Origin of the sequence: Melioribacter sulfuriphilus (assembly GCF_051488685.1) — a bacterium.
In the GTDB taxonomy this organism is placed as follows: domain Bacteria; phylum Bacteroidota; class Ignavibacteria; order Ignavibacteriales; family Melioribacteraceae; genus Melioribacter.
The window spans coordinates 252,087-266,125 of sequence record NZ_JBPSEH010000004.1 but is presented as its reverse complement, the minus strand read 5'-3'; the positions used below and the strand labels follow the sequence as shown (position 1 = coordinate 266,125).

Below are 14,039 nucleotides of genomic sequence, written 5' to 3'. Positions count from 1 at the left end.
GATTCACACAACCCCTGTAACGGCAGGGTCATTATGACTCTGCCGTTTATTGTTTTCTCAAAAAATCTTTAAATATCTCGATGCGATAACCGGATTCTTCTGACAGTTTTTTAATCACAGTATAATTTTTGAAAGCCTTCTTAACAATCTCGACTATTTTCATTTCAGAATCTTGATCAATGTCGCTTTTGTTATTTTCCGTAAGTAAATACAAAATTATTTTTTCCGTTAATGAAAGTGTAAAAAGCCAGTCCAGGAACTCCTCAAAATTTTCTTTACTGAAATAAACTATTCCTTCATACTCGTTTACACCAATATAAGTTTTTACCGACTCGTCGTCTAACATCTTCAGAATACAATTGAATCCGTATTTACCTTTCTCTTCATTTTCATTTTCCTTGTTATGGCAAAACATTTCAATTGCGCCATTATTAATATCCTGCAAAATTTTAAGTAGTAATAATTCACGTAGCAGCTCGTATTCTCCTTTGCCGATTCTCTTTAGTAATTGTCGAATAGGCGAATCGAGAAGTATTTTGTTTATATAATTCTTCTTATTCAAATCACCATCGTCCTCGAATAGCAAAGATAGATTCGATACCACGAGCCAGATTAAATAAAGGATTGTATCATCCTTATAGTTTCGGTACTCGTTAGTTATAACAGCTTGATGTAATTCTTTATTAGGGATCTTTTCATCAACAATAAAATGTTTTTGTAATGTACTGTTGAGTAATCTCAGGGCATCAATTTCAAGTTCGAAATTTTTCCAAATTAATTGAGTATCGGCTACAAGTTCAAATTGTGTAGAAACGGTATCGATTAGTTTATTGAACTTTCGTTTTAAGATATCACTACTTCGGCTTATTTCAGTCGAACTGTGGATATAATTGTTATAAAATTCTTTTATGGAATCCTCCTCAAAAATATCGAGGAACGCATTGTGTATCGGTTCGAGCTGCATTTCTATCATTGCTCGTGAAATGCTTGGTACACCTTTCCCCTGCAATCTTCGTTCGAGCTTCTCCCAATCGCCAAATTCGTCATAAATTTCGCGGAAATCCAAAAATACAGAGGACTGGAATCCTTTTAGTTCAATATAGAATCCGTCAATCGATAGGTCATATCCGGATTTTAGATATTCAAGGTTTGTGACGTGTTCTCTAAAAATGTAATAATAATTTTTAGAAGACTTGATGCCAAGAGCATCAGTAAGTGTTTTGACGTGCAATTCTTTTTTGCTGCCTTGTTGAACCAATTTAGGAGTGGATCTGAAAATTTTACCCGCTGTGGTTTGGTATTTATTATTATAAAACACAAGAGTTTTTTCGCCATTCTCTTGATTAGTGAAAGCAATTACATTTTCATTAACGTGTCCGTAGTCGTCAATGAAGTCATAAAACCAGAAATTTTCAACATTACAGAATAAATATCTTCTTCTGAGTAGAGGGAAAATTTCCCTTTCGTGTCTGTCGATAAGCCATTGATTTGGCAATTCGTTATAATAAGCTCTTTGATATTCCATACCGTATTTTTCGGTCAGTCCTTCAATTTGACCGTGAGCAAACATCGGCAAACCGGGCAAAGTAGACATTAATATGCAAACGCCGAAATATTTATCGTTTGTACCAAATTGTTTTATTGCAGTTTCTTCATCGGGATTACTCATAAAGTTGACATAACGCTTGAGTATTTCCGGTTCGAACTCGAGTGTGTTTGTAATCAAGTCTCTGAATTTATCATTTTCCTCTTTCATCAGCATATGCATGAAAGCCGAATTGTAAACTCGATGCATACCAAGAGTTCTTACGAAATACCCTTCCATCAACCAGAAGGCTTCGGCAAGCAGTAAAGTATCGGGCATCTCTTGATTAATTCTATCGACAACCTCTCGCCAGAATTCTTTTGGAAAGAGTCTGTCGAATTCTTCCTGTGTCATCGAAAAATCGGATCTCGAGGGGATATCGCCTCCTTTCCCTGGTTCGGGATACCAGAGTCTGGAAAAATGCCTTTTGGTCAAAGTCATCGCCGCATCGAAACGGATAATTGGAAATTTACGAGCAACTTCAAAAATTTTCTGAATTACTGCTTCGCGCACTTCTGCTTTAATCATATCGAGTTGAGCAGTATCGTTCCATGGCATATTTGTACCATCGTTGCCATGATAAATATAACGTCTTTCGCCAGTATTATTATTTATCCATTCGAATACAACTGCAGCATCAGAACGATCCCAGTATCCATCTTCGATTCTTATTTGAATTGCTGGATCGTCTGAAAGATTTGGACCAGTAAAACTGTAAGATGGAAAAGGCGGATAGGAAGTCTGTATAAAATAATCAGGGTGCTCGACAATCCAGCGTGAATAAATTCCTGTGTGATTTGGCACCATATCGCTGGCAAGACGGATACCGTAATGTTTTGCCTTTCTGACCAGATTTTGATAAGCTTCTTCGCCGCCAAGATCGTGAGCAATTATATAATCATAGAGCGAGTATGCCGATCCGATTGCGTCGATATTTCCCATCAAATGTTTTATCTTTTTAGAAACACTGCTCCTTTCCCAGATACCGATCAACCAGAGTGCATTAAAACCCCATCGACGCAAGTTTTCTAGTTCTTCATCTGGAATATCGTCAAGTCTTTTGATAGCTCTCTGATATTTTTTGCTCAATTGATCGAGCCACACGTAAGTATTTTTTGCGATCAAAACTACTTTAGGCATCCAATCAGTATCGGCAGTAAAATTCTCGGGTTCTTCATAATCTTTTTTGGCTTCGAGTGCGTATTGAAAGCCGGATTTCCCGAGTCTAAGGATATCCGCATTTTCTGGCACACCAACGAATTGAGGCGCTATAATCGGAGCTCCACCTGGTCCACCTCCTAAAATATATTCCTCTTTAATAAAATCCTTGCTCCGCAATAACTTTTTCAGAAAATCTTCGTTTAACAATACGCCCCACTTCTCTCTTATAAAATCGAGTTGACCTTCAATATCTTCAGGACTGTATTGAAAAGGTGATTTGAAGAAAGTAAATAAATCCTGGTTTTCTAAACCGAAGTGCTTTTCTTCTTTGAAAAATTCTTCCAACAAAGTAATAGTTTTGCGATAAAGATCCCTATCCTTGAAATAATTGTCGTCGAATAACTCTCTGATTTTTTTGTTTGCTGGATTCTGATTGGCAAAATGGAGAAGTATTAATTCTTCCAGTATAATTTCAGTATTTTTCTTACCGGCAGTAATTGAGTTGATATAATCGTGGATGCTAATTCGTCCTCTGAATATATCGTTAGTTGGAAATAATTCCACAAATTCAAACAATAATTTTACATATCGGTTGTCGCCGATATTATTAATTATAAAATTTCCTGCACGCTCGAGAACCCCAGGGTTAACACTCTCTTCATAAATCCTGAGAAGATAGTGATAAATCTCGTCAATTAATGCGGCTGCATTTACTTTGCCAGCTTGAAGATGGTCCTGAGGATTTCTTTTTGCATTAATTTTATGTACCAATTTTCGAACGGCATGAAAGTTGGCAAAAATCAGATTGCCTTCAATCGAGAAGAATTCATCTTCGATTTCGTATTTCTTACGAATTTCTGCTGCCACATGAAATTCGTATTTGGGATACGAATTCTTCTTTAGATTTTGCGAAAAAATAGACGAAGTTATTGTTGTTTTTGCCATTTTTCTTTATTCATCTGTTTACTGTACAAAATATAAGTAAATATTGCGATTAACGTAAGAATAAATTGTGATGTGAACGCCTCCGAAATGACTAAAAACGAGTTGCGAATCCCAGATCCTCTATAATGGTTTTAGCTTTAGTGGCATCTTGTTGGGTTTCGAATGAAATTCTGAAAGTGCCACCCGAGCCGAGTCTTATTTTCAGCAATTCCAGGTCTTTTATATTAATTCCCGCTTCGTAAAGAGCGGTTGTTATTCTTGCTAAGACTCCAGGTTGATCCTTAACAAAAACAAAAATGTCGAAAAGAGGATTGATGAAACCCTTTGTATTTTTAGGAATTTCATCTCTTTTTTTGCGTGCGCTTTCGAATTTTTCAGCTAATAGTTTGTAATTACCCTTTTCGATAGCATTTTTTAGTTCAGCTAAGTCGTAAGAAAAATTGTCAATCGCCTGTAAAATATTTTTCTGGTTGTATTTTATTATTGGTTCCCACAAATTAAAATCGCTTGCCGCTATCCGTGTCATATCTCTGAATCCCCCGGCGGCAAAATCGAAGAAATTAATATCGCTGTCTTTAATAACTGCTGAGTTTATCAACGAGACCGAGAGCAATTGCGGCAGATGGCTGACTGCCGCCACAATTATATCGTGTATCTTGGGATTTAGAAATCTAATACGTGCGCCTGTGGAATGAATCAAATTAGTAAATTGATCTATTATCGGATAGTTCTTCGCTGTGTCGCTCAAGATGTAAACGCTATTTTCGAATAAAGTTGAATCGGAGTGTTCAAAGCCACTTTTTTCTTTACCCGCCATTGGATGCCCGCCAATATAAAATCCTTTACAGCTGATTCCACAATCATTCCAGATTTGATTAAACACTTCTTTTACACTACAAACATCCGATATCACCTGTCCAGCATTCAATTTCGGGATTAAATTCTTAAAAGTTTCAATCGACTTATCAACCGGAAAGCAAAGGAAAATCAATTCGTTATCCAGAGCGTCTTCGATAGTTTCAAGTTTTCTATCGATGACTTTTTCTTTCAATGCTTTTTCCAGAACAATTGGCCGATCGTAAGCCGAAATTGATAAATCTGTATTTGCAGATTTAATTGCTTTGGCTAACGACCCGCCAATTAAACCCAATCCGAGAATAGCTATATTGTTAAAGTGCAATTTAAAATGACCTATTTATTACCTTTGCAATTGCATCGAGTTCTTTCATCAAACTAATAAAAGTATCTGGCAGCAGAGCTTGAGGACCGTCCGAAAGAGCTTTTTCTGGATCGTCATGAATTTCGATCATCAATCCATCTGCACCTGCAGCAACAGCAGCTCTTGCCATTGGCGGCACCTGATCACGCAATCCAGTAGCATGCGAAGGATCGGCTATAACTGGCAAGTGGCTCTTCTTATGTACAATTGGAATTGCTGAAAGGTCGAAAGTGTTTCGAGTGTAGGTCTCGAATGTTCTTATTCCTCTTTCGCAGAGCATTACGTCAGGATTGCCACCGCTTAAAATATACTCGGCAGACATAAGCCATTCTTCTATGGTAGCAGCAATACCACGCTTGAGCATAACGGGTTTTTTCACATTGCCTAATTCTTTCAGCAACGGAAAGTTTTGCATATTGCGTGCACCTACCTGAAAAATGTCGGTGTATGGTTCGATCAATTCAATATGACTTATCTGCATAACTTCGGTAATTACAAGCAGGTTATATTTATCCGCCGCAGCACGCATCATTTTCAGACCTTCAATGCCCAGCCCTTGAAACGAATAAGGAGAAGTTCTTGGTTTAAATGCACCTCCTCGTAAAATTCTGGCGCCCGATCTAGCTACAGTTTCTGCCAGTCTGAAAATTTGATCTTCACTTTCAACCGAGCACGGACCTGCCATCATTACAATTTTTTCGTTCCCAATTTCCACGTCCTTAATTTTAATTATCGTATTTTCTTCTTTAAAACTCCTGCTGGCAAGTTTATACGGAGTGGTAACTCTGTAGACGTCTTCCACGCCTTCGAGGATACTAATATTTCTTATATCAAAATTAGGCTGTACACCGATGGCACCTATAATAGTTTTTTCGGCTCCTTCGGAGATATGAACCTTAAAACCGTAGTTTTCCAGATGATTTATTACATTTTGAATCTGTTCTTTTGTAGCATGTTTTTCGAGTATTACAACCACGTTAAATGACCTCCTTAATTATGAAATTTTTTTTCGCCCGCCCTAATTTCCAACGGGATATAGTCTTCACGAGAAGGTATTGCACAGGAATAGTTAGGATTGTATGCGCAATACGGATTATAAGCAAGATTAAAATCAATGGTGTAAATATAATTCGGATTGGCCTGTTTTTCAAAATCGAGATATCTGCCTACTCCGTACGATTCTTTATTTGTCGTTTTATCGGTGAACCAGATAGAATAATATTTCGTACCGTCGACTCCGTATGACTCGTAAACATTTATTTTGTATTCTTTATTATCATATTGAAATTTCAGATAACCGTATTTTACAGTCTTTCTTGGCTCACCTTTAGTGCCGAAAATTATTACTGTGTCTTTCTCGGGATATTCATATAGTTTACTGGTGAAGACGAATTTGGGATTGACGTCAAAATAATTCAATTCATGATACTCAACTTTATTTTTGAAATTAAACGGTGATTGTGGATCCGATCTCATAAATTCGTTTACTTGCTTGCGGTGCTCTTCAATTTTTTTTACATATGCTTCTTCCTCTGGCGATAATTTATCTGAACAAGCCATAGCCAGAACGAGCAAAATAAAATAAAGTTGTTTCATGTATTTTTCTCTTCTTTTATTTTTTTCCTTAATTCGTTCAATTTGTTTAAGGCTTCGATCGGCGTAATTGTATCGATTGGCAGATCTTCGATTTCTCTCCGCAATTCTTCATCTTTCATTTCAAAGAGACTAATCTGCATACTATCGATTTTCTTCATACGAGAAATTTTTTCTTTCTTAACTTCATAAGGGGTAAGTTCCTTGCTTTCAAGATTAAGTAAAATTTCTTTTGCACGGTTTGTTACATAGATTGGCAAACCAGCCATTTGCGCAACTTGAATACCGTAGCTGTGGTCCGCACTACCTGGTTTAACCTTATGCAGAAAAATGACTTTATCGCCGTATTCTTTGACATCAACTTTGTAATTTTTTATTCTTGGAAAAATATCGGCCATTTCATTCAATTCGTGATAATGAGTGGCAAATAAAGTTTTGGAGGCTATTTCTGGATTTTCGTGCAAATATTCTGTAATTGCCCATGCAATCGATATCCCGTCGAAAGTGCTTGTACCTCTACCAATTTCATCGAGCAGAATAAGACTTTTCTTTGTAGCATTATTTAAAATATTTGCCGCTTCTTGCATTTCGACGAGGAAAGTACTCTCGCCCATAGTAATATTATCGCTTGCTCCAACGCGTGTAAATATTCTATCAACTATTCCGATTCTCGCTTTCTTTGCTGGTACGAAAGAACCAATTTGTGCCATTAAAACTATTAGACCAACCTGCCTCAAATAAACTGATTTTCCAGCCATATTTGGACCAGTCAGAATAATGATCTGATCTTCTGAAGATGATAAGAAGCAACTGTTGGGTGTGAATTTTTCTCCCGGTGGTAAAATTTGTTCAACTACTGGATGTCTTCCATCTACTATCTCGATAACATCCGACTCGTCAACTGTGGGTTTTACGTAATTATATTGCTCGGCGCATTCTGCAAACGAGATGAAACAATCGAGCATAGCAATCAAGCGAGCATTTGTTTGTATTGCATCTGTTGCCGCAGCGATTTGATATCTGATTTGTTCGAACAACTCGAACTCCAATCTGACAATATTATCCTGGGCATTTAAAATTTTTTCTTCGTAGTCCTTTAGCTCAGGAGTTATATAACGTTCACTGTTAACGAGAGTCTGTTTTCTTATGTAATTCGAAGGTACCTTATCTTTATTTGCATGACTAATCTCAATATAGTAGCCGAAAACTTTATTGTAACTTACTTTCAAGGATGCTATGCCTGTTTTCTGCCTTTCTTCTTTTTGAAGATTTGCAATCCACTCTTTGGCATTGAAGGCCAGATTTCGTAATTCGTCGAGTTCCGGATTATATCCCTTCTTAATCACACCACCGTCATTGAGTGTGGCGGGTGGATCTTCATTAATTGCGCTTTCAATTTTCCCGACCAGCTCTTCGAGAGGACTCAATTTTTCGTTGATTTGTTGTAGTGTTTCAGCCTTCGTCTGGTCGAGCAGTTGTTTAATCATCGGAATTTTCTTGAGGGAATTTTTAAGATTAATAATTTCTCTTGGGTTGATTCTGCCAGTGCATGCTTTTGCAATTAATCTTTCAAGATCGCCTATTTCACTTAATTCTTCTCGAAGATTTTTTCTGAGAGTTTTATTTGTAAAAAATTCTTCTACGCACTTCTGTCTTTTCAATATTGGTTCAAGTTTTTTTAATGGGGTGGTTATCCATCTTTTAAGAAGGCGCCCACCCATTGAAGTGGAAGTTTTGTCAAGAATCGATATTAGCGAGCCTTCTCGTTCGCCGCTTTGTATGGTAAATAAAATTTCAAGGTTCCGTTTGGTAGCATAGTCGAGCACCATATACTCAGTTGGATTATAAACCGAGATTCGATTAATGTGCGGAAGATTTGCCTTTTGTGTTTCGCGTAGATAATAAAGAGCTGCTCCGGCAGCCGAAACAGCAAGTTCCATTTCTTCGATTCCAAAACCTTTCAAGGTTTTGATTCCAAAATGATTCAATATCAAATCCTGGCAATAATCGAAATCGTAAATCCAGTCGTCAATTTTAGTTATTCTTGCATCTCTGGCGTATTTACCAATTAATGGTTCGAGGAGATTCTTTAATTTTTTGGGAATTAAAATTTCTGCAGGATTAATCAAACCGAGCTGTTCAGGGAGATACTTCTTATCTGTTTCGTAAGTCTGGAATTCGCCCGTCGAAATATCACAAAATGCAAGTCCGTATCTTTCTCCATCTCCTGATATCGATAAGAGGTAATTATTCTTTTTATGGTCGAGGAGCTTATCGGAAAATGCCACACCCGGAGTTACTACTTCGATAACCTCCCTCTTTACTATTCCTTTTGCAAGTTTTGGGTCTTCCACCTGTTCACAAATTGCCACTCGATAACCTGCACGTACAAGTTTAGGTAAATATGAATCGATGGCGTGATGTGGGAACCCGGCAAGTGGAACATCTTCAGCTGCACCGTTAGCCCTCTTGGTCAATGTTATACCTAATACTTTCGATGCAATTTTAGCGTCTTCCTCAAATGTCTCGTAAAAATCCCCCATCCTGAATAACAATATTGTATCAGGATATTCTTTCTTTATTCTTGTATATTGAGCCATTAACGGCGTAATGCTCATACAAAAAAATCTCGATTTTTTGGGATAAAAATATACTATAATGAATAACGAATAACAATTTGGATTAAACAGAGGCGTGCTGTGAAAATTATGAAAATTTCTAAGCTTAGAGAAAATACAAAGGCTATCTCTTGAGTGAAACAGCCTTTATTTATTAACTTTTTAGTGAATTAAGAAATTCACGCCTATATTGATACTTATTATTTTTGTTACCCAATCTTCTTGATTGATATTTGACTCTCCCATTTTAATTCTACTATAATTTATTGCTGCTTCAACTGCAAAATAATTCGTAATGATGTAATCAGCTCATTCACAAAACTTTATTCTGTATAGTTTAAAGAAGTGTTGTTCTTTGTTTCTATAAAATAGTCTCTGTTCTAAGATAAGGTTTGAATCTTTCATTAAGGTCAAAATAATAATTAAATTCTGGACCATAGCCATAATTACGTACGTCGTATCCATAATATGTTAATGAAACGGCAGTGTAGAAACTATCAACAAAGAAATATCCGATTTGTAATTTGAAACGATATAGATTGAATATACTACCATCATTTGTTCTACTTTCTTACGAGATCGGAGCTTTACGGAATAGACGCCCTGACTTACATACGGCTGTGCTTGAAGATTGCCGAGTGACATTAATTATTAAAAAATAATGACATGTCCCTCTATTTAAGCGGTTTATTTTGCCGATTAAGAAAAATAAATGTTATTGTTTGCTTCACCAGATATGATTTTGCTCCTGAGTAATAAGAACTAATTATAATTGTTTATTTTAAATTGCTCAATTTATCCTGACACCCTCTTAAAATAAAATTTTATCATTTCCAAATAAAATAGGCGACCTTTCAAGGCACCACTTGAAAGCTAAGAAATTGACTTCCTGAATAAAAAGCAATCGAGAAGTAACTCATATATAAACAGCACATCTTAATTACAATTGAACGTATTGTATAATGGATTTGTGAACTCGTAAACTTTTTATGAGCTGTAATACAATCGGGAATAAAAAATATCGAATACAATTCTCCTACAGGCAATTTAACAAAATCATTTTATCGATTCCGTAAGAATAATATTTTAGTAAACTGCAGAAAGTGCATATGAGTTTATATGAATCTACAACGAAGTTTGAAAAATTTTTTCTGCCTTTTGACAAAAAATTAGATGTGTATTGTAAGCCAAACATTTTCAAATAATATAATCAGCAACTGCTTCGGCTATTTTTTCGCCATCGATAGCAGCAGAAACAATTCCACCCGCATAGCCGGCTCCTTCACCTGCAGGATAAAGTCCCTCAATTTGAAGATGCATTAATGTTGTTCTATCCCTCGGAATGCGCACAGGAGAACTCGTCCTGGTTTCAGCAGCTAAAATTTGGGCTTCTGAAGAAATATAACCTGGCATTCTTTTATTAAAAATAAGAAGCGCTTCATGTAAACTCTTTTTAATTCTTTCAGGAAACAATTCGTTCAAGTCGTATGAAACTGTGCCTGGAATATACGAAGTATCTGGAAGTGAGTCGGATACTCTCCCTTTTAAAAAGTCGACAACTCTCTGTGCGGGGGCTTTTTGGGATTTTCCACCTGCTTCAAATGCAGCAATTTCTATCGATTTTTGAAATTCCAGTCCAGCAAAGACTCCTGCATTTTTATATTTCACCCAGTCGTTTTCATCCACGGTTACAACAAGTCCAGAATTTGCAAATGGAGAATCGCGTCTCGATAAACTCATTCCATTGAGTACAAGCTCTGACGGTGCAGTAGATGCCGGAATTATTATACCACCGGGACACATACAGAATGAGTAAACGCCTTTATCATCAACCTGGCAGGCGATATTGTAACTTGCCGCGGGTAAATTTGGATGTCGTTTTTTTGTGTGGTATTGAATGCTGTCGATTAAACTTTGTGGATGTTCAATTCTTACTCCAACTGCAAAAGGCTTGGGTTCCAACAGTATCTTTTTTTTGTCGAGTAAATAGTAGATATCCCTCGCGGAATGACCTACGGATAATATTACCGCATCTGCAACATATTCCTTCTCATCATTTACTATCACTCCCCGGATATGCGAATCGTCAATTATTATATCAGTTACACGTGAATTGAAATGAATTTCTCCTCCGTACTTTAGAATTGTTTCTCTGATGTTTGCAACAACTTTGGGCAGAATATTAGATCCGATATGAGGATGCGAGTCAATTAAGATTTCGGATTGTGCGCCGTGATAAACAAGAAGATTCAAAATTCTTTTAACATCCCCTCTCTTCGTCGATCTTGTATATAATTTGCCATCGCTGTAGGTACCTGCGCCGCCTTCACCAAAGCAGTAATTGGAATCGGGATTGACAACTCCGAATTGTTGAATTGCTCTTAAATCTCTTCTTCTGCTTCGAACGTCTTTCCCTCTTTCCAGGATAATAGGTTTTATACCAAGCTCAAGAAAACGGAGAGCAGCAAACATTCCAGCGGGACCGAAACCAACAATAATGACAGCTTTTCCTTTTTCAACATTTTTAAAATCGAATTTAATAATATCTTCAAACGGTGCTTCTCTTACATAGGCAATTGCTTTTATTTTATAAACAGGATTTTGTCGACGTGCGTCTATAGAACGTTTTATTATCGATACATGACTGATTTCATTAATATCCGTGTGAATTTTTTTTGCTGCTTCTTTTCTTATAAACTCATAATTATAGATGTTATCCGGATCGATTATTAATTCAATTTCTTTTTTCATGTCAATAGGTCGATTTTATTATTCCGCCATCGACGGCAATGGTCGAACCGGTAATATAACCTGCCTGTTCGGAGGCCAAATATACGATTAAAGAAGCCACCTCGTCCGGTCGACCGAGACGTTTCATCGGCACATCGTTTGCCATCGAAGATAAAATTTCTTCATGCGAAACGCCGCTCTCTTTGGCTCTTACGACGGCTAATTCGTAGAGTCGGGAAGTTAACGTATATCCAGGCGCAACATTATTTACAGTAATATTAAATTTTCCAACTTGATTACTCAAAGTCTTTGCGAATGCTGTTAATGCGCTTCTAAATGAATTTGATAATACAAGATTGTCGACGGGCTGTTTTACTGAAAGTGATGTAATATTAATTATTCTGCCCCATTTGTTTGCTTTCATTCCAGGAAGTACAAGTCGAGTAAATCTTACAGCGCTCATCAGCACTTGTTGAAACGCTTCGTCCCAATTTTTGTCGTCAAGATTATCAAAGAAACCCGGTGTAGGACCTCCGCAGTTGTTTACAAGGATGTCGATACTTCCAAGCTCCTCTTTAACTTTCTTAACTGTATTTTCAATATCTTCGCTCTTATTAATATCACAGACAACCCACATCGGTTCTACGTTAAATATGTTGCGGATTTCAGAGACGGTTTTAAGCAGATTATCTTTATTACGCGAGCAGATGGCAACTTTGCACCCTTCTTTAATAAACAATTCTGCCGTTGCTCTTCCAATACCCATACTGGCGGCAGTAACCAGTACGGTTTTCCCTTTTAAAAAAAGTTCCACTGAGTACCTCTCGTCGATTAATTTCTTTAATTATGAATGTGAAAAATAATACTTGTGGTAATTATAAAAAAATAGCAGGCTCAAACGAGCCTGCATCTAACAAATTAAGGAGGTCATGCTATGAAGAATTCCTCATTATGAGGAAACCGGTTTAAGAGGGGAGGTTGTTCATCTGTTCTCTAACAATTTTTTCAGTATCAAGTGCAATCACAAGTTCTTCATTTGTTGGTATACGTAAAATTTTAACCCCGGAATCTCCAGACGAAATAATTGCCTCGCCCACTGGATTCTGGTTCAAATTATCGTCGAGTTTAATTCCGAGAAATTCCAGATCTGCACAGACGTCTCTTCTTACCATAGCGGAATTTTCTCCTATACCGCCTGTAAATACTACTGCATCTAAACCACCCATTGCAGCTGCATAAGCACCGATATATTTTTTAATCCTGTAAGTAAAAACATCGAAAGCATTTTTGGCTTTTTTATTCCCTTCGAGAACAGCATTTTCAATCTCTCTCATATCGCTGCTTTCGCCGCTGAGTCCTATCAATCCGCTATGTTTGTTCAACAAAGTATTTGCTTCCGAAATCGACAACCCTTCTTTACCCATTATATAAAGAATGACTGATGGGTCCATATCACCGCTCCTTGTACCCATTAAAAGTCCTTCAAGAGGGGTAAAGCCCATTGTTGTGTCGATCGATTTGCCATAATTGACCGCAGCCATTGAGCATCCGTTACCCAGATGGGCTGTGATTATTTTGAGTTCTTCGATTGGACGATTTAATATTGCTGCGGCTCTTTCGGATACATATCTATGCGATGTGCCGTGAAAACCGTAACGTCTAATTTTATACTTTCTGTACAACTCGTAAGGAATACCATATAAAAATGCCTTCGGGGGCATTTGAACGTGAAATGCTGTATCGAATACAGCTACCTGTGGAATATCAGGAAGTTGTTCTTTGGTTGCATTTATACCTTTGATGTTTGGGGGGTTGTGTAATGGTGCCAGCTCAATATTTTCTTTTATTGCATTCATTACCTGGTCGGTAATAAGAACAGAGCCCGAGAAAGTTTCACCTCCATGAACAACTCTGTGGCCTACAGCATCAATTTCTTTTTTATCCTTAATTACTCCGTGGTTACGACTGAGTAATACTGCAATTACATATTCAATAGCTATCGAGTGGTCCAGGATTTCGCCAACAATCCTTATTTTCTCTTTACCGTGAGGTGTATGAGTTAAAACTGCGCTCGACATTCCAATTCTTTCTACCATTCCTTTTGCAAGAGCAATCTTTTGGTCTGTGTCGAAAAATTGATATTTAATTGAAGAACTACCGCTGTTTAATACCAGAACCTTCATTTCAA

General features: G+C 37.1%; 9 protein-coding genes. All 9 read right to left on the bottom strand.

Annotated elements, in window-relative coordinates:
* Positions 1–46 precede the first annotated feature (46 nt).
* The 9 genes from ACSSV9_RS07600 to ACSSV9_RS07560 all read right to left on the bottom strand — a co-directional run bounded on the left by ACSSV9_RS07600 (position 47) and on the right by ACSSV9_RS07560 (position 14,034).
* Positions 47–3,691, bottom strand: a complete 3,645-nt coding sequence (locus tag ACSSV9_RS07600; RefSeq protein ID WP_437346644.1) for an alpha-amylase family glycosyl hydrolase — start codon at positions 3,689–3,691, stop codon at positions 47–49.
* Between the two features lie 91 nt (positions 3,692–3,782).
* A complete protein-coding gene (locus ACSSV9_RS07595) occupies positions 3,783–4,871 on the bottom strand; it encodes a prephenate dehydrogenase/arogenate dehydrogenase family protein (protein ID WP_437346643.1) in 1,089 nt (362 codons plus the stop codon).
* Between the two features lies 1 nt (position 4,872).
* Positions 4,873–5,886, bottom strand: coding sequence for a 3-deoxy-7-phosphoheptulonate synthase (gene aroF / locus ACSSV9_RS07590; RefSeq protein WP_437346642.1), 1,014 nt, complete (start codon positions 5,884–5,886; stop codon positions 4,873–4,875).
* A gap of 14 nt (positions 5,887–5,900) precedes the next feature.
* On the bottom strand, positions 5,901–6,506 hold the full coding sequence (locus ACSSV9_RS07585; RefSeq protein ID WP_437346641.1) for a DUF1684 domain-containing protein: 606 nt from the start codon (positions 6,504–6,506) through the stop codon (positions 5,901–5,903).
* Positions 6,503–9,121: a DNA mismatch repair protein MutS gene (mutS, locus tag ACSSV9_RS07580; RefSeq protein ID WP_437346640.1), complete on the bottom strand. Its 2,619-nt coding sequence runs from the start codon at positions 9,119–9,121 to the stop codon at positions 6,503–6,505. The genes ACSSV9_RS07585 and mutS overlap by 4 nt, the downstream gene beginning before the upstream one ends.
* A gap of 471 nt (positions 9,122–9,592) precedes the next feature.
* Entirely contained in the window at positions 9,593–9,766 is a 174-nt protein-coding gene (locus ACSSV9_RS07575; protein WP_437346639.1) for a hypothetical protein, read from the bottom strand.
* Between the two features lie 552 nt (positions 9,767–10,318).
* Positions 10,319–11,872 carry an NAD(P)/FAD-dependent oxidoreductase gene (locus tag ACSSV9_RS07570; RefSeq protein WP_437346638.1) on the bottom strand — a complete coding sequence of 518 codons (1,554 nt, stop codon included), beginning with the start codon at positions 11,870–11,872 and terminating at the stop codon, positions 10,319–10,321.
* A gap of 1 nt (position 11,873) precedes the next feature.
* A complete protein-coding gene (locus ACSSV9_RS07565) occupies positions 11,874–12,665 on the bottom strand; it encodes an SDR family oxidoreductase (RefSeq protein ID WP_437346637.1) in 792 nt (263 codons plus the stop codon).
* 151 nt (positions 12,666–12,816) lie between these two features.
* A complete protein-coding gene (locus ACSSV9_RS07560; protein WP_437346636.1) occupies positions 12,817–14,034 on the bottom strand; it encodes an acetate/propionate family kinase in 1,218 nt (405 codons plus the stop codon).
* Positions 14,035–14,039: the final 5 nt, after the last annotated feature.